The 17967-nt window shown below is 56.6% G+C and carries 11 protein-coding genes; all 11 read right to left on the bottom strand.

Going from position 1 to position 17967, the window contains the following annotated elements; all coding sequences use genetic code 11:
* Window positions 1-13: 13 nt before the first annotated feature.
* Window positions 14-1288 (bottom strand): histidine--tRNA ligase, encoded by a 1275-nt coding sequence (hisS, locus tag AM329_RS01180; RefSeq protein WP_032609834.1) that lies wholly within the window; start codon window positions 1286-1288, stop codon window positions 14-16.
* An 81-nt stretch (window positions 1289-1369) separates the two neighbouring features.
* Entirely contained in the window at window positions 1370-2488 is a 1119-nt protein-coding gene (gene ispG / locus AM329_RS01175; RefSeq protein ID WP_003860619.1) for a flavodoxin-dependent (E)-4-hydroxy-3-methylbut-2-enyl-diphosphate synthase, read from the bottom strand.
* A 26-nt stretch (window positions 2489-2514) separates the two neighbouring features.
* The gene (gene rodZ / locus AM329_RS01170; protein ID WP_023325062.1) at window positions 2515-3522 is read right to left on the bottom strand and encodes a cytoskeleton protein RodZ; all 1008 of its coding nucleotides are present in this window, start codon (window positions 3520-3522) and stop codon (window positions 2515-2517) included.
* A gap of 291 nt (window positions 3523-3813) precedes the next feature.
* Window positions 3814-4980, bottom strand: a complete 1167-nt coding sequence (locus AM329_RS01165; protein ID WP_003860623.1) for a bifunctional tRNA (adenosine(37)-C2)-methyltransferase TrmG/ribosomal RNA large subunit methyltransferase RlmN — start codon at window positions 4978-4980, stop codon at window positions 3814-3816.
* A 147-nt stretch (window positions 4981-5127) separates the two neighbouring features.
* On the bottom strand, window positions 5128-5559 hold the full coding sequence (gene ndk, locus AM329_RS01160; protein ID WP_003860625.1) for a nucleoside-diphosphate kinase: 432 nt from the start codon (window positions 5557-5559) through the stop codon (window positions 5128-5130).
* 124 nt (window positions 5560-5683) lie between these two features.
* Complete coding sequence (locus AM329_RS01155; protein WP_032609837.1) at window positions 5684-6559, bottom strand: 4Fe-4S binding protein; 876 nt, start codon at window positions 6557-6559, stop codon at window positions 5684-5686.
* Window positions 6559-7338, bottom strand: a complete 780-nt coding sequence (locus AM329_RS01150) for a DmsC/YnfH family molybdoenzyme membrane anchor subunit (protein ID WP_032609840.1) — start codon at window positions 7336-7338, stop codon at window positions 6559-6561. The genes AM329_RS01155 and AM329_RS01150 overlap by 1 nt, the downstream gene beginning before the upstream one ends.
* Entirely contained in the window at window positions 7331-7960 is a 630-nt protein-coding gene (locus tag AM329_RS01145; protein ID WP_023314649.1) for a DMSO/selenate family reductase complex B subunit, read from the bottom strand. The genes AM329_RS01150 and AM329_RS01145 overlap by 8 nt, the downstream gene beginning before the upstream one ends.
* Window positions 7957-10335 (bottom strand): DMSO/selenate family reductase complex A subunit, encoded by a 2379-nt coding sequence (locus AM329_RS01140; RefSeq protein WP_032609842.1) that lies wholly within the window; start codon window positions 10333-10335, stop codon window positions 7957-7959. The genes AM329_RS01145 and AM329_RS01140 overlap by 4 nt, the downstream gene beginning before the upstream one ends.
* An 88-nt stretch (window positions 10336-10423) precedes the next feature.
* On the bottom strand, window positions 10424-12751 hold the full coding sequence (gene pbpC, locus AM329_RS01135) for a peptidoglycan glycosyltransferase PbpC (protein ID WP_032609845.1): 2328 nt from the start codon (window positions 12749-12751) through the stop codon (window positions 10424-10426).
* A 1-nt stretch (window position 12752) separates the two neighbouring features.
* The gene (locus AM329_RS01130; RefSeq protein ID WP_032609847.1) at window positions 12753-17705 is read right to left on the bottom strand and encodes an alpha-2-macroglobulin; all 4953 of its coding nucleotides are present in this window, start codon (window positions 17703-17705) and stop codon (window positions 12753-12755) included.
* Between the last annotated feature and the right edge of the window lie 262 nt (window positions 17706-17967).

Raw genomic sequence — 17967 nt, 5'->3', positions numbered from 1 at the left:
GCAGTCCTTCTCCTTAGCCCAATAGAGTGCGCAAGTGCGCCGCAACGCCATCCTGCGTTACCGTAGTTTGCTCACCAGAGCGCAGGTCTTTAACTACCACTTCGCCGTTGGCCACTTCGGACTCACCCAGCACCAGTGCGATACTTGCGCCCCACTTATCGGCACGAGCAAACTGTTTTTTAAAGTTGCCGCCGCCGTGGTTGGTCATCAGCTTAACGTCCGGCAGCGCATCGCGCACGCGTTCGGCAAGCTGCATTGCCGCAGACTGCGTATCCGCACCTGAGGCCACCAGGTATATATCGACAACAGGATCGGCTTTAAATTCCGGATTAACTGCCTGAACCAGCAAAACAAGTCGCTCAAGGCCCATCGCGAAGCCTACTGCCGGTGCTGCGCGACCACCCAGTTGCTCGACCAGACCGTCATAACGACCGCCAGCACAGACGGTGCCCTGCGAACCGAGGCTGGTGGTGACCCACTCAAATACGGTGCGGTTGTAGTAGTCCAGACCGCGCACCAGACGTTGGTTAACGGTATAAGCAATGCCCGCCGCTTCAAGCAGCTTGCACAGGCCGGCAAAGTGTTCGCGGGAATCCTCATCCAGGTAGTCACCCAGCGCTGGCGCATCATTCAGCAGCGCCTGTACGTCAGGATTTTTGGAATCGAGTACGCGCAGCGGGTTGCTGTACATACGACGCTTACAGTCTTCGTCGAGCTTCTCTTTGTGCTGTTCCAGGAACGCCACCAGCGCATCGCGATAGTTCGCACGCGCTTCCAGAGAACCGATAGAGTTCAGCTCCAGGGATACGTACTCAGAAATACCGAGCGCACGCCACCAGCGGGCAGTCAGCATAATCAGTTCGGCATCGATATCTGGTCCTTGCAGACCAAACACTTCCACGCCAAGCTGGTTGAACTGACGGTAGCGGCCTTTTTGCGGACGTTCGTGGCGGAACATCGGGCCGATATACCACAGGCGCTGCTCCTGATTGTACAGGAGACCATGTTCGATGCCGGCGCGTACGCAACCCGCCGTCCCCTCAGGACGCAGGGTCAGGCTGTCGCCGTTGCGGTCCTCAAAGGTATACATCTCTTTTTCAACCACGTCGGTTACTTCGCCGATCGCGCGTTTGAATAACGGGGTCTGCTCTACAATCGGCAAACGAATTTCGCTGTAACCGTAGCTGCCGAGCACCTGCTTCAGTGTGCCTTCAATGCGCTGCCAGATGGCGGTTTCGCCAGGCAGATAATCGTTCATGCCGCGGATGGCTTGAATGTTTTTTGCCACGTTTATTCTCTTTCTATATACAAAAAAGAACCCAAAGAATGGGTTCAATCATACATGGGAAGCAGCCTGCTTCCCATCACGTTATTTTTCAACCTGCTGAACGCTGATGCGCTGCGCTTCGTCCATCATCGTCGCTTTTGCACGAATGCGGGCTTCGAGCTGGTCGATCATATCACTATTATCCAGACGATCTTTACGAACGCCATCCTCATAGAGACCACTTTTCTTGTTACCGCCGGTCACGCCCAGCGTGGACACCAGCGCTTCACCCGGACCGTTCACCACGCAGCCGATGATGGAAACGTCCATCGGGGTGATGATGTCTTCCAGGCGCTGCTCCAGAGCATTCACGGTGCCGATCACGTCAAACTCCTGACGTGAACAGGTTGGGCAGGCGATGAAGTTGATCCCACGCGCGCGGATACGCAGTGATTTCAGGATGTCGAAACCGACTTTGATCTCTTCCACCGGATCGGCGGCCAGGGAGACGCGTAACGTGTCACCGATGCCTTCAGAGAGCAGCAGGCCGAGACCAATCGCCGATTTTACCGAACCGCTGCGCAGACCGCCCGCCTCGGTGATGCCAAGGTGCAGCGGCTGATCGATCTGTTTTGCCAGCAGACGATACGATTCAACGGCCAGGAAGACGTCAGACGCTTTGACGCTCACTTTGAACTGATCGAAGTTAAGGCGATCCAGGTGATCGACGTGACGCATGGCGGATTCGAGCAGCGCCTGCGGCGTCGGCTCACCGTACTTTTCCTGGAGATCTTTTTCCAGAGAGCCAGCGTTCACGCCGATACGGATTGGAATGTTTTTGTCGCGGGCGCAGTCAACCACCATGCGAATGCGCTCTTCGTTGCCGATGTTGCCTGGGTTAATACGCAGACAATCGACACCGTATTCAGCGACTTTCAGCGCGATACGGTAATCGAAGTGAATATCGGCAACCAGCGGAACACTCACCTGCTGCTTGATCAGTTTGAACGCCTCGGCGGCGTCCATGGTAGGCACAGAGACGCGAACAATGTCCGCGCCGACGCGTTCTAATGCTTTGATTTGATTGACCGTCGCTTCTACATCCGTAGTACGCGTATTGGTCATCGACTGGACGGCGATAGGCGCCCCATCGCCGATTGGCACGTTCCCAACGTAAATCCGTTTCGATTTTCTACGTTGAATAGGAGCCTGGTTATGCATGTAAAATCTCCCGCATTGCCCGTCTGTTACTGTGCTGCTGATTGTTCGGCATTAACGGTAAGACGCGCAACCTGGTTAGTTCTGATAAAGCGGCTCAGATCGACAGGTTTTCCTTGATACTGGATCTGTACCGCTGCCGGTGCGCCGATTTTAAGCTTGTAAGGTGCCTGGCCCGTTAGATTTAACGTGCCATCTTTACGTTGCAGGCCGCTGAACAGCTTTTTACCTGTCGCGTCAGTCACTTCCAGCCAGCAATCAGCCGTAAAATTCATCACCAGCGCATTCGGGTCCACGGCAGGTGCCGCCGTGCCAGCCGGGTCAGTTGGCAGTGACGCCGCGGTGTTCTCTGCCGGTGCCGTTGCCGCAGGGGCGGTATCAACATTGGCCTGAGAAGGTGATACGACCGCGTTCTGATCCTGGGTCTGGGTGGCTGGCGCGGTATTCGCCGTCGCTTCTGGCGTCGCCGCTGGCTCGGTTGCAGGCGTGTTGCTTGCTGCCGACTGAGGTTCGCTGGAGGTCGCCCCTTCGGTGCTCAACGGCACGCTTTGCGCGCCGTTATTACCAGACTGATTAAGCTCAGCGGAGGACTGATCGGCCATGGTGGTGATCTCTTCCTGCTGCGCTTTGTGGTTTTGCCACCACCATGCGCCCGTCAGGCCGACAACCACAAACAGGACCAGCCAGGTAAAGCTCATCAGCCAGCCATCGCGTTTTTTACGACGTTTACCCAGAGAGAAGCTTTGCATCGGCGCAACTTTTGCCGCACGCACAGGCGCCTGCTTCTCCATCATCGGCAGTAATTCGTCTTCAGGGATATGAACCAGTTTGGCGTAAGAACGGATATAACCGCGCAGAAACGTTGAAGCCAGATCGGCGGGTGCCTTATCTTCTTCAATATCGCGAACGGTGGAAACCTTCAGGCACAGGCGTTCTGCAACGGCTTGCTGGCTAAGTCCGAGTTGTTCACGGGCGTTGCGAAGACGAACGCCAGTGGAGAGTGCTGCATTTTGATCGTGAGTGGCTTCAGTATTCATTCGCTACAACTACTGGTACGTGAAAATAAGGGTTCAGGTGCCGGTGAGTCACAATGCCACCCGCACCGCGAAACTTTAGGTCAGTTAACCTGGAACAAACAGTATAAGACTGTCGGGCCGCAGATGACAGCGCTGGCAGGCCTTCACGCTAAACTGTTGTTACGTCGTTACATACTGCCCGAAAGTCGTATGAAACGCACCGTAATTATTAATCAGTCGTGATGATTGTGACTGAATATTCAGTAAATTAATGCTTCACGGCGCAAAAAATGCGCCGTGTCTGCATAATAATCAAACGGTTTTAACCGCGATTGACTCACCCTGCATACGCTTACGCAGCGTACGTTTGGTACGGTCAATAACGTCACCCGCCAGCTGGCCACAGGCTGCGTCGATATCGTCGCCACGCGTTTTACGTACGATGGTGGTGAAACCATACTCCATCAGCACTTTTGAGAAGCGATCGATACGGCTGTTCGAGCTACGGCCATACGGCGCGCCCGGGAACGGGTTCCATGGGATCAGGTTGATCTTGCATGGCGTATCTTTAAGCAGTTCAGCCAGCTCATGTGCATGCTCGGTACCGTCGTTAACATGATCCAGCATCACGTATTCAATGGTCACGCGGCCCTGGTTAGCGTTGGATTTCTCCAGGTAACGGCGCACGCCAGCCAGGAAGGTTTCGATATTGTACTTTTTGTTGATCGGCACAATTTCGTCACGGATGGCGTCGTTTGGCGCGTGAAGAGAGATGGCCAGCGCAACGTCAATCATGTCACCCAGTTTGTCCAGCGCAGGCACCACGCCGGAAGTAGAGAGCGTAACGCGGCGCTTGGACAGACCAAAACCGAAATCGTCGAGCATAATTTCCATCGCCGGAACGACGTTGGTCAGGTTGAGCAGCGGTTCACCCATCCCCATCATCACCACGTTGGTGATTGGACGTGTACCGGTGACTTTCGCCGCGCCCACGATTTTCGCGGCACGCCAGACCTGGCCGATGATTTCCGACACGCGCAGGTTACGGTTAAAGCCCTGCTGCGCCGTAGAGCAGAATTTGCACTCCAGCGCACAGCCCACCTGAGAAGAGACGCACAGCGTGGCGCGATCGTCTTCCGGGATATACACGGTTTCAACGCGCTGATCGCCAACGGCAATGGCCCACTTGATGGTGCCATCTGAAGAGCGCTGCTCTTCCACCACTTCCGGTGCGCGGATTTCAGCCACTTCTTTAAGCTTATTGCGCAGCACTTTGTTGATGTCCGTCATGTCATCAAAGTTGTCGCTGCAATAGTGGTACATCCATTTCATGACCTGATCGGCACGAAACGGCTTCTCGCCCATCTCTTTAAAGAACTCGCGCATCTGCTGACGGTTCAGGTCCAGCAGGTTAATTTTTCCATTTTTATTGGGAACCGCAGGAATGGCGACTTCGGAGGTATTCACTAATTCAGACATAATTTTTTCCGGCCTCGTTGTTACACGTTGTGGCCCTTGGTGGGTTGAAAAGAAACGCCCCGGTAAGCAGTCTGCTCGTCCGGGGCGTTGCATTGTACAAAGTCTGGCGCAGGGATGCCACGTTTGCACGCGGCATTTACGAAATTATTAGCGAGTGCGCGGGCACACTTCGCCTTCAGCGAAGAAGAACGCGATTTCGCGCGCAGCAGATTCAACAGAGTCGGAACCGTGGGTGCCGTTCTCGGTGAAGCTGTCTGCGTAGTCGGCGCGCAGAGTACCTGCCAGTGCGTTGTCCGGGTTGGTTGCACCCAGCAGATCGCGGTGACGCTGTACCGCGTTTTCGCCTTCCAGTACGGATACCACGATTGGGCCAGAAGTCATGAACTCGACCAGACCGTCAAAGAATGGGCGACCTTCGTGCTCAGCGTAGAAACCGCGAGCCTGCTCAACGGTCAGGTGCAGCATTTTGGTGCCAACGATCTTAAACCCTGCTGATTCAAAGCGAGCGAAGATGCTGCCAATAACGTTTTTTGCCACCGCGTTTGGTTTGATGATGGAAAAAGTACGTTCAATAGCCATTGATAACCTCTGTAAAATGTTCTGTTGTTTTTGCATACCTGAGTATGGTGTGGCGCGGATTATAAAGAGCAATAGCGCCATTGCCTATGGTTATGCATAACATTTTTTTAAAATGAGACGAAGATTAGCAACAGCTCGTATTTCGCATACCGTGTTGATGATGAAAACAGAGCGGACACTGCTTTTCATCAGACGTAAATGACCAGAAATGACGGTGGCACGTCAGGCAAACGGCTTCATATGCCGGTATGGTCACGCTTTTCGCTGTTCCTTCTGTTTGCGTCACGTTTATCGCCGCATGCTGGCATACCGCTTCGCAGCCGCCGCACCCCGTACAGCGTCCGGTTTCCACGACCAGTTCAGCGTTCTCAAACCGAATCGCGTTTTCCGTACAACTCCGCCAGCACGCGCCGCACAGTACACAAGATTCGGCATCGAGAGTTATCTCTGCCTCGCTAAACGCAGAAAACGCTCTGCGCAGTTCACGCTGACCGGGCACGACGCTACAGACCCGGACATCCTCACGGGGAACGTGCATCAGCGCACGCCGGGCGGTATTAACCTCGTTGACGGGTATATGTTTAAACGCCCACGCCGCTTCACCGCGTCGACGAAGCGCCAGATTCAGCCGGGCAATAGCCAGCAACCAGTCAGGATTCTGCTCCGCGTCGATACTGATAAAACGAACGTGGTACTGCGCGTGCCACAGCAGAAGCTCATTCACCCCTGGCGCACGATCAGTAAACGGCCCAACAAGCGTATCGCCACTCAGAAAGCGTTTTCGCGGCGTGATGCCGGTGATGGCCCCAGCGGGGCAGACGAACAGGCAGTCACCGCATTCAATACAGCGGCTGTCATCAACCGAGACGCCTGAGTCGGTAAAAGAAAAAGCCTGCACAGGACAGACGTCCGCGCAGGCGAGGCAGGAAGAGTGGCGAAAACGGCGACGGACGCACGCATGCGTCACGTCCATCGCCGGGGCAAAGGTCAATCCGCCCATCAGCCAATACTGAAGAAAACAAAGCGCAGCATCAGCTCACCGACAATCAGCAACGCGCCTCCCAGCAGTATGGGAGATCGCGCCGCTTTCAGACCGCCCGCAGCAAAGCACAGCATACCCGCAACGGATACGCACCAGCTCAGCAGATGAACGGTTCGCAGTTGCTCCAGCATCTGTAGCGGTGCATGAGGGAACGTCACCACGGTGTGGTCCATAGCCGTAATATCTGCCAGCCAGACGGGCTGCATCACCAGACGCACAAGCACCAGCAGCGTGATAATGACAACCGCCGCACGCACGGTTGACTGGGAACGCGTCCCAACGGCCATGCAGGCTGAGCCGATAATCCCCACCGAACCGATAAACAGCACCAGAGTGTTAACATGCTGCCATGTCACCACGGATGCGTGCATGTAGATCTGCGCCATGCAGAACACATCCACCAGCCCGACAAGACCTGCCACAACCAGCAGTGGCTTCCAGCCAGGCTTTTTGACAAACATCAGCAGCGTTGCGAGGCCAAGTGCCGCAAGATAAAGACTGGCAAAGATAATCTCACGGCTCAGCCAGGAGCTGGATACGTGGCGCAGCGCGTTCAAAGCATTAAGCGGATAGCCCATGTGCAGCGCGGAGGCAAGCAGCCCCAGGCTCGCCAGCACAAACGCTCCGGCAGCCGGCAGCAGCGCGCTACGTTGCGTGCTTCCGAACGCCAGCCACAGCGTAACGCCAACCGATCCTTGCAGGAACAGCGTAAAAATCAGCAGCGGTAACTCATGCATGACATTTCCCCTCTTTCTCTGCGCCCTGATGCGCTTTGATCACCAGGTTTGGTTTGGTGATGGAGGAATCAGGCAAGCCTTTCACATCACAGACCGCACCATACTTCGCCCGCAGTTCATCAATCGGCCCGAATTTAATCGCTTCGAGTGGACAGGTTGCCACGCAGACGGGCTGCTCTCCCTTCGCCTGGAGATCCACGCAGAAATCACATTTGGACATCTGCCCGGTCTGCTCGTTGAGCTGTGGCGCGCCGTAAGGGCAAGACCACGCGCAGTAGCCGCAGCCGACGCACTTATCAGTATCAACGCGCACAATGCCGTCTCCCGGACGCTTGTGCATCGCCGTGGTCGGACAGTTTTTAGTGCAGATTGGGTCTGCACAGTGGTTACAGGAAATAGAGAGCGTGTAGGCAAACACATTGTTGCTGACGCCGCCCTGCCCGGTTGGGATGAAATTCCCGCCATTGACTTCATAAACGCGACGGAAACGACGTCCGACCTCAAGGTTGTTTTTATCTTTGCACGCCACCTGGCATGCCTTGCAGCCCGAGCAGCGAGAAGAGTCGATATAAAAACCCAGCTGTTTGTCGCTCACCGGTGCGTAATGTTTAAACTGACTCATGCTTTAGCTACCTCCACCAGCATGGTTTGATGGGAATTCCCTTTCGCAAGCGCGGTAATACGGGCGGAACTGAGCACGTTCGCGCAGCCGCCTTTATCGATACCCTGCTCGTCCGGCTGCCACCAGGCGCCTGCCTGCATGGCCACCACGCCTGGAATGATGCGCGGCGTGACCTCCGCCGGGATCTCGCAAATGCCGCGCGCGTTATGAATACGCACGGTATCCCCCTGCGCAATGCCGCGCTTTTGCGCATCCTGCGGGTTGATCCACAGCTTTTGCTGCTGCGCCTCAATTAACCACGGGTTGGCGTACTGGGTGGAGTTAGCGCGGTTTTTCCCTTTCCAGGTGATCAGCTGGAGCGGGAAGGTTTTCGCCAGCTCGTCTTCCGGCCCTTCATGGGCAGGCACGTAGTGCGACAGCGCCGGAATTTCCGGGTGATGCATGTCGTACAGACGCTTCGAGAAGATCTCAATTTTTCCGGACGGCGTCGGGAACGGATGATTCTGCGGATCGCGAATGTTGTCTTCAAAGGCAACGTACGGCGCGCTTTTGAAAAGATGCTGACGCGTCTTCTGTAGCGTCGCGAAGTCCGGCAGGTTTTCATCCGGCATGGACAGCCGCGTCTGCTCCCAGATGTGCTCAATCCACGCTTTTTCGTCACGGCCCTCGCTGAACGCTGGCTCGACGCCAAGCTTAGCAGCGACCTCCCGCAGCCAGTCGTAGTCTGAACGGCGTTCAAATTCAGGTTCAATGAGCTTTTCTGACAGGATCAGATAGCTTGCCGTGCCCCAGGTTTCGCCGATATTCCAGCGTTCCATAAAGCTGGTTTCCGGCAAAAGCAGGTCGGCGTATCTGGCGCTAGGCGTCATAAACAGATCGCTTGCGACGATAAACTCGATTTTCGACTCGTCTTCCAGGACACGGGTTGCCTGATGAAGATCCGGGTTCTGGTTAGCCAGATAATTGCCCGCCAGCGAGAACAGGATGCGGATATCGCTGTCCAGCTTCTCAGCATCCTTCAGGCCATCTTCCGCGGTTACCTTAGAAGCATCATCAGCAGCCTGCACCCAGTTCATGACCGAAATTTTGGCTTTGACCGGGTTATCCGGCATCTCTGGCCCGGCCGCAAATTTGCGGTTTGCGCAGCCTCCATAGCCTGCTGCCCAGCCGCCTTTCACCCCAACGTTACCCGTCAGCGTGGCCAGTATCGTCGAGCCGCGCGCGGTGCGCTCGCCGCAGTTGTGACGCTGCGGTCCCCAGCCCTGGATCAGCGCGGCGGGTTTGGTGGTTGCGTAGTCGCGCGCCAGCTGACGAATAGTTTGTGCAGGCACGTGAGTGATTTTCTCTGCCCACTCGGGCGTTTTCGCCACGCCATCCTTTGCACCGCTCAGGTAAGCCATCAGGGATTCATTGGCCGGAACGCCTTCTGGCATGGCGTCTTCGTCAAAGCCCAGGGTGTAGCGTTGAATAAAGTCGCGATCGTGCAGATTCTCCGTGACGATCACATACATCATCGCGTCCATCAGGGCGTTGTCCGTGGCAGGAAGCAATGGGATCCACTGATCGGCAAGGGAGGAAACCGTATCGGAATAGCGTGGGTCAACAACGATAAAGCGCGTGCCGTTTTGCTTCATCTTCTGGTAGAAGTGGTTGCTGTGCCCGAAGATGGTTTCCGTCGGGTTATGCCCCCAGAGAATGACCAGTTTGGTGTCCAGCAGCGTGTCCAGAGAGCTGCCGCTGGCGGCGGTGCCATAGGTATACGGCGTTGCCGCCGCCGTGTTACCCATACTGACCGAGTGATAGCTTTCGAGATAGCCGCCGGTTAAGTTGAGCAGACGACGAACCATTTTATCGCCGGAAAAGGTCCCGCCGGACACCGCGGTGCCCACATGAACATAGCGTGACGCAGCACCGTATTTTTGCGTAATAGTTTTTAATTGATTCGCAATAAGGCTGGTGGCTTCATCCCAGGTAATACGTTCGAATTTTCCTTCGCCACGTTTACCCACGCGTTTCATTGGATATTTAAGCCGATCGGGATGATAAACAAATTTCCGATAAGCCCGACCACGAACGCAGGCGCGCATCACTGGCATCTGCGGATCCAGCGCGTTATCCGGACGCGTTGAAATTCGGGTCACAACGCCATCACTGACGTGAGCACGAATATCACACTTGCCGCCGCAGTCAAACGTACTACAGGTTTGCACCACTTTTTCTTCAGGCGTAGCGTCTGAAACCGCCGCGTCCTGTGCCTGTACTTTGCCGGTTTTGACGACAAACGGCAGGGCGGCGAGCGCCGACCCTGCCTGAATAAAATGACGCCGGGATATGGCGGGAATAAGCCCTTCTCCCTGATGTTTATTTTTTTTCATTGCTCGTTCCTTCAAATAAAAACGCATTCTCGTTTTTTTTCAGGAACGAATATTGATAATTATCAAGCTAACTCTTGAGGAGTAACACTTAGCGATCTAATTCAAAATTCACCGTCGCCGTTTGTCCTGTTTCATCTAATACAATTAATTGATATTTACCAGGCAAATATAATTGCAGTGAATAATTCTTCTGATGCCCGTCCAGCGGTTCGCCATTCAAAAACCACCATCGTTGCCCCTCCCCGCCGCTGGTTGAAACGTTGAGGGTAATATTTTTCTCACCTGGAAGACGTTTAATTACCGCCCCTTCTCTGACGCCTGACAACATCAGCGGCGCCGCATTATGGTTATCCAGCGGAGGGCAAATTGCTGAACGGGCGGGGAGACGAGCAGCCCGTTTTTCGGCAGCAGGCAGCCAGGGCTCCAGCGGCAGCGGCCAGACATCCAGCACTTTTTCTGTCGCATCAGGACAATCCGCCGCAACGCGTTTGCCTTCTTTATCCAGCCAGACAGGGAAACGGATCCCGCGAATACCTTCCTGTTTCGGCAGCAGCAGCGTAGGCGGTTCACTGCCTTCCAGCAGCCAGGTTGACAGCCGACGCCGACAGTTTTCGCTCCCTTCAGGCAGGGACTGGCCCCCCGGCCAGCAAATCACGCCCCGTCCTACGCTTGCGGGACGCGGATCGCGCGGCAGGCGCGCTTCATCCACCATCGAGCGGGACTGAAGCATGTTATTGACCTGATTCAGGAGCGGTACCGCGCTGGCGAAACCAAACTGCCCGGCAACGGGCGTGCCGTCCGGGCGTCCGGTCCAGATTCCGATGACATAGCGGGCATTCAGGCCGATGGCCCAGGCATCCCGGTAGCCATAGCTGGTGCCCGTTTTCCACGCCAGCGGCGCTACCTGGGGCAGCGCACTGTCCGGCAGGGGCTGTGCTTCATTAGCGAGAATGCGACGAATAATCCACGCCGCCCCCTGCGATAACAGCGGACGTTCGATCAGCGGATCGCCCGGCTGTAAACGCAGCCGGCCCGCCTTACCCTGACGCGCAAAGGCGCTATAGGCGGCAGCGATATCAGCCAGGCGTGCGCCTGCGCCCCCCAGGATCAGAGAGAGATTGGGCTGTGCCCCCGCAGGCAGAATGAGCGGTAATCCCGCGTTGCTCAGCATTCCGGCAAAACGTTTTGGGCCGTACGCTTCCAGAACCTGCACCGCAGGCAGGTTGAGGGAACGCACCAGGGCTTCGCTCATACTGACCGGCCCATGGAAGCCGCTGTCAAAGTTGCCGGGACGATAATCCCCCGTTTTTCTTGGCACATCCTGTAATAACGAAGCGGGATGGATCAGACCATCGTCCAGCGCCATGCCATAGATGAATGGCTTGAGGACCGATCCCGGCGATCGGATCGCATTGACCATATCCACGTGGCTGAAACGGCTGTCATCATTGATATCTACCGAGCCTACCCAGCCACGCACTTTCATGGATGTATGATCCACGACGATCATCGCCAGCGAACTGCGGGCAGGCAGGCGTGATTTCCAGTTCATTGCCAGCTCTTCAAGCTGTCGTTGCAAAGCTGCATCCAGCGTGGTGACTATTTTTGTGTCACGACTTTTACTCAGCATCATGCGGGAAAAGAGCGGCGCCAGTTGCGGCATCTGCCGGGGGGCCAGCCAGACCGGCTCTTCACGGGACTCTTTCACCTGCTTCTCAGACCAGACGCCCTGAGTCAGCATACGGTCGAGCACTTTGTTCCGCGCCGCTTCGGCACGTTCCGGCCAGCGATCCGGGCGCAGACGGCTGGGTGCCTGCGGCAGCACTGCCAGCAGCGCCGCGTCGGAATAGCTCAGCTGAGACGGCGGTTTGCCAAGGTAAGTCCAGCTTGCCGCGCCCACGCCCTGCAACGTGCCGCCAAACGGGGCACGGTTAAGATACAGCGTCAGGATTTCACGCTTGGAGAGATGCCACTCCAGCTGCATCGCCCGCCACAGCTGACGAATTTTACCGCCAAAGGTACGCGGATGCGGATCCAGCAGGCGCGCCACCTGCATGGTAAGCGTGCTCCCGCCGGAAACCACTCTCCCGGAGGTGAGATCCTGCCAGGCGGCACGCAGTACAGAAAGCGGATTGACGCCCGGGTGATCCCAGAACCAGCGATCTTCATACTGGATCAGCGCCTCAAGATAGCGTGGGGAAACCTCTTCAATGGTAACCGGATAGCGCCAGATGCCTTCGCTGTCGGCAAAACGCCACAACGGAACACCCTGCTCATCCACCACCACTCGCGCAGGGTTGACCTCTTTCAGGGGCAACGGCCACACGCGGTCAGCGACGACAATCAGCCCCCCTGAAACGAGAAGCGCTCCCGCCAGCCACAGCCAGCGGGAGCGAATCAGGCGTGCTATCCGCATCTTACGGAACAACGATCAGCGGGCCACTGGCCGCCCCCGTTGCCCGCCACTGCGGAACGTACATGGACTCGACCATCGGAACAGGCACCTGGTAGGTTCCCGGCGTAACGGCACGGGCCAGGTAAACCAGCGTGACCGGCTGACCTTCATTGACCGGCACCGCGGCCACAAAGCGATCGTCGCGGAATTCCATGTGCTGAATATCAGACTGTTGCATCTGATTCAGCAGGTTTTGCACTTCACTGCCGCTGTCCTGCAAGCTGGCGCTGCTGCTCGCCAGATTCTGGTTTTCCAGCTCCAGACCTGCCGGGAGCAGATCCACCACCAGCGCATCCGGCACGTTCTGGCTGGCCTTCACTTCCAGCCATACCAGAACCAGTTCACCGCTCTTCAGAGAAGAGAGCGACTTGCTGCTGCCGTCTGTCGCCAGGATATGACGTTCAATCTGCAAGACATTAGAGGATGGCTGAGGCGCATACTCCGGATAGCCAGTAGTGTCCAGTCGTACCCACAGCGGCGTAGTGCCGGTATTCGTCATCTTCAACGCACCAATCTGATCGCCGTTCAGGTTTTCTACCTGCGCTTTATCACTGCTCTGGGTCTGTTCAGAGAGAGAGGTCGTTGCCTGCCACGCACCTGACAAGGTTTGCAGTGATCGTCCGGCCAGGAACAGCGCATTGCTCTCCTGGGTAGACAGCCAGCGCTGGCTGAACGCGTCTTCAGATAACGCGTTCAGCAGCCTGTTTTGCGCATCCGGCAGCAGCTTGTACTCTTCCAGCAGGGAGAGCATCAGGGCATTATCACGCAGCTGGCTGCCGTAATCCGCCATCCAGTTTCGGCTGTCGTTACGGGGTGTTTTGAGAGCCAGATCCAGCGCCTGCTGGCTGCGCGGTGCATCCCCCATCAGTTTGAGTGCCATGCCCAGCTGCATCAACGGAAGCCCGGAAGCAGCCTGAGCGTGGCGCTCCCAGATTTCACGCAGCGCACCGAGCGGCGCTTTTTGCTGACGCGCCAGCACCAGCGAAGCATACGCCTGGACAGCAAATTTGCTGGCCTGGGTGTCGTCGCTGTAGCGGATGGACATCATGCCCGGATCCTGTAAATAGCGCAGCAGTCGGCTGTTGGCGTTATTCACCGCCTCGGCAGGCACGCTGTAACCCTGCTCCCCTGCCCGCACCAGGAAGTCCGTGACATAGGCGGTCAGCCAGTACTCTTCCGGGCCGTTTTTATCCCACAAGGCAAAACCGCCATCGTCACGCTGCATTTGCAGCAGACGGGAGATCCCGATATCAATGGCCGCACGGCGTTTATCGTCGGTATCGCCTTTAATGCCCAGTGCCTTCAGCTGTGCCGCGTTGGTGTAGAGGGACGGGAACAGGCCGCTGGTGGTCTGCTCAAGACATCCATACGGATAGGCCTGAAGTTCACGTATGTAGCGCGCCAGGTTCAAAGGTGGTTTACCGCTGAGCAACAGCTGCCCCTGTAGCGTGGCAGGCGAGAAACCGTCGATATGCTGTGCTGGCGCACTCCAGGATTCGCCAGGATTCAGCATCGTGCCCGTATTCACGGTTTGCGCCGGGAATGCGGGACGCACGCCAATTTTCCAGCTCTTCTGCTGCGGCGCAAACGTCTCACCTGGGAGCTGAAGGCCCGTCACCTGAGCAGTCACTTCCCCATCGCCATAGCCCTCCAGGGCACGCACCGGTATAAACAGGGTGCTACGTGCGCCAGGCGGCAGCTTAACCGGCTCTGGCTGAGCACCTTCGAGCGACAACTTACCGGCTGCGGTTAACGTAATGCTCAGCGTTTGCGGCTGGTCAGTCAGGTTAGTCAGGTCCAGCGTCAGGCGGGAGGTATCGCCACTTGCGAGGAACCGCGGCGTGTTAAGCTCGGTGATAATCGGAGCCGCCACAATGATTTCGCTTTCGCTGCTGCCAAAATCGTCTTCCGTCCAGGCCTGCGCCATCAGACGCAGTTCACCGTTGAAATCGCCAATCGGCAGCGTGATGGTGCCTTCGCCGTTGGCATCAAGCGTAACCGGCTGCGCCTGCTGGGCAATAATGGTGACATGGTTCACCGGTGGCTTACCGCCGCGTTTCAGTTCATCGCCGTCTCCGCCAAAGCGCAGTGCGGCCAGACGTCCCTGACCTTCAATCACCTGGCCGTAAACATCATAGATGTCCGCGCCATAGCGCTTCTGACCGAAGAAAGCTTGCCACGGATCCGGCGTGACGTAGTCGGTAATGTTCAGCACGCCGCTATCGACAGCCGAGACCAGCACGTTCACCTTCTGTGGCACAGCCCCCTCTTTTACGCTGGCTTTCACTTTCACAGAAAGCGTCTGGTTCGGACGCATTTTTTGCGGGTTATCCAGTGCGATGTTCAGGCGACGATTTTCGTCCCCCATTGGCAGATGCAGCAGGCCAACCGCCCGTTTTGGCGTGGCGGATTTTGATTTATCGCCAGGACGAACCACCAGCGTGCTGAGATAGAGATCGTGACGTTTCCAGGCCTTGTCGACCGGGATAGCGAGATCCAGACCGTTAGCCGGTACGTCGATCTCTTTCCACCACAGCGGCCCTTCACTGGACTCGATCATCGCATAGCCCTTGCCTGCGGCCGGCGCGGCGATGTGCAGTTGGATGGTATCGCCTGGCTGATAGGATGGCTTATCCAGTTTCAGCGTCACGCGGTCAGGGCGCGCGGCCCCGGTGCCGTCGCTGTTATCCTGCCAGCTGTAGCCTGCCCAGAAGCGCACGCTGCTGACCATGTCATCAGGGGCTTTCACTTCCAGACGGTATGAGCCCCACTCCACCGGGAAGGTGACTTTACCGGTTTCATCGGCCTTGAGGTTTAGCTCCTGCTCGCCCTCAACCAGATCTTTTTGATCAAACTGAGACTGCCAGCCCTCACTCTCGGACCAGTTCCAGAAGTAGTCACGACGCTCGCGAATCAGTCGTACCTGTAATCCGGAAACGGCCTTTTTGGCTCCGCTGGCATCGGCATAGACGATGTCGAAGCTGGCGTTGCCGTTCTCGTCGACGATCGGCTGGTTGACGGTAGTATCGGTGCGGTAGTCGTAAACCGCCTTGCTGGCGAACTGAGGGCGAATACCCGGCAGCTCAGCCGCCGGCCAGATAGCCTGCTCAGCGCGTCGCGTTACCGGACGCCCACCTGATTCCAGCAGGCTGGCCTGCAAAATCAGTTGCAGCGGCGAGTGCGCCTCTTTCCACTGGCTTTCGGTGGTAACCTGTCCGCGCCCCTGTTCGTCCAGCGTAAGCTGCACTTCATCCAGGCTGCGGCTCAGGTTCTCCTCGGCAATATCACCGAACTGGAAGCCAGGCAGCGCAGGCACCGCGTCACGTAGCGGACGCAGGAAAAGCTGGCCTTGCAGAGAATTGCCGTTAGCTGGCGCGCCGTACAGGTAATAGCCGACCACGTTAAAGTCGACGTTATCCTGCGGTGAAACCGGCGTTTTTTGTCCACTCAGGTTGAGCGCCATGCGCTCAGGCATAAAATCTTCGACGTGGAAATCCCACATGCGCTGCTGGTTATCCCCCGTATTCGCGCGAATATGCCACATGCCGGTCTGGGCGCCGCTATCAAGCGAATAGTTGAAGCGATAAAGGCCATTCTCAGGTTGCACAACGACCGTACGCGCCACCTGTCCGTCCGGACGCAGCACGTCAAGTTTTACCGGTTGATCGGGAAGCGGTTTGCCATCGCTGTCGCGAAGCAGGCCGTTAAGGATCACCGTTTCACCCGGACGATAGAGATCGCGCGGGCCAAACATAAAGAACTGTTTGCTGTAACCCGGGTTACCGGCGATATCAAACTCCGCCAGATCCAGCGCCGGAAGTTTGAGATCAAGAAGCGTGGTCTGGCCATCTTTACTGGCCAGGATCAGCGCGGCTTCTTTATCGGTTTCCAGTTTCGCATGACCATCGGCGTCGCTGTTCGCCTCGGCCAGAGTCTGCCCTTTATCGTTCAGAAGGGTAATGGTCACGCCTGACTGCGCCGCACCGTTTTCAAGACTCTGGGTGAAGATGTCCAGGCGGTTATGATAACGGTGAGCGGACAGCCCAATATCACTTAAGGTAAAGAGCGTCGCGGCGTTACTGTAGTTATAGTGACCAGCCTGATTCATCACGGCGATATAGACGCCAGACTGCTGGAGCGGCTTAATATCTTTGAGCGGCAGGAGCAGTTTTTCACGCGTGTTGCGCGCCGGATTGAGGTCGAAACGGCCGGTGTAGACCAGTTCCGCCATCTTCAGCAGATTGTCAGATTCCCAGTTGGTCAGCGAGTTACGGTACTCCCACTGGCTGACAAACGAGGCCAGCGACTCCGGCTTAACGCGGTAGAAGTTCACGTCCACATTGTTGACGTTGAGCGCCATCACCGGCAACCCTTCCACCACTTTACCCGGCAGCAGCGATCCGCGGCTGGCGAATCCGACCGTCGGTTCAACATCCCGGGTGGTGATCGCTTTTTCATAGTCAATGCCGAATGTCGCTTTGTTCAGCGCCAGCAAATCACGTTCGACGGTGACAACCAGATTACGATTCGGCTCCAGATGGCGCAGGCGCAGCTCTTTCAGATTGGGGGCCAGTTCCCAGGCGCCGTCCACTTTGCCGCTTTTTTTATCCACCACATGTACCGTTTTCGCAAAATCCTGGCTGGGATCCAGCGGTACAGAGAAGGTCAGAACCAGCGTCGCGGCGCCGTCGAGTTGCACTTCCGAGGCATCCAGCAGCGTCAACGCCTTACCCTGACTCTGCGCGGCCAGCTTAGCCAGCTTTTCAGGATCCGGTGTTGCCGGGGTTTTCTTTTCTGATGCAGTAGACGCTGCGGGGGCAGCGGCCTGAGGTTTGTCGTCGCTGTTATCACAGCCGACAAGCGTAAAGGTGGTGAGCAGCGCGAGAGAGATCGCAGCTAAGCGAAACGGTTTCATCCTGTGTCCCTGGCCTGAGGGGCCTGTTGGTCATCGTCCGGATAAGTATTATCCGCAAGTTTCGTTAATACAAAAAGTCCAATTTTATAATCTGGAAAGCACCTCGCAGAATGGCATCACGCAGCCACACCGTGATGGAACGGCGATCACAGCGCATAACGTCACATGTTACCTTTCACGTCATTTGTTTTTAAAACAAGAAGATAGCTGGATAAGTTCGCATCAGGCCTGCTAGTTTTATGTCCATGACGCACCCCGAGTG

Source organism: Enterobacter cloacae complex sp. AR_0002, from assembly GCF_001922365.1.
GTDB classification, from domain to species: Bacteria; Pseudomonadota; Gammaproteobacteria; order Enterobacterales; family Enterobacteriaceae; genus Enterobacter; species Enterobacter hormaechei_C.
This window is presented reverse-complemented; position numbering and strand designations above follow the sequence as displayed.

Bases quoted from the DNA above. Each gene is read 5' to 3' on its own strand.
- pbpC (WP_032609845.1), bottom strand. From the start codon at position 12,751: ATGCGGATAGCACGCCTGATTCGCTCCCGCTGGCTGTGGCTGGCGGGA.
- AM329_RS01155 (WP_032609837.1), bottom strand. From the start codon at position 6,559: ATGGGCGGATTGACCTTTGCCCCGGCGATGGACGTGACGCATGCGTGC.
- AM329_RS01140 (WP_032609842.1), bottom strand. From the start codon at position 10,335: ATGAAAAAAAATAAACATCAGGGAGAAGGGCTTATTCCCGCCATATCC.
- AM329_RS01130 (WP_032609847.1), bottom strand. From the start codon at position 17,705: ATGAAACCGTTTCGCTTAGCTGCGATCTCTCTCGCGCTGCTCACCACC.
- AM329_RS01150 (WP_032609840.1), bottom strand. From the start codon at position 7,338: ATGCATGAGTTACCGCTGCTGATTTTTACGCTGTTCCTGCAAGGATCG.
- ndk (WP_003860625.1), bottom strand. From the start codon at position 5,559: ATGGCTATTGAACGTACTTTTTCCATCATCAAACCAAACGCGGTGGCA.
- ispG (WP_003860619.1), bottom strand. From the start codon at position 2,488: ATGCATAACCAGGCTCCTATTCAACGTAGAAAATCGAAACGGATTTAC.
- AM329_RS01145 (WP_023314649.1), bottom strand. From the start codon at position 7,960: ATGAGTCAGTTTAAACATTACGCACCGGTGAGCGACAAACAGCTGGGT.
- rodZ (WP_023325062.1), bottom strand. From the start codon at position 3,522: ATGAATACTGAAGCCACTCACGATCAAAATGCAGCACTCTCCACTGGC.
- AM329_RS01165 (WP_003860623.1), bottom strand. From the start codon at position 4,980: ATGTCTGAATTAGTGAATACCTCCGAAGTCGCCATTCCTGCGGTTCCC.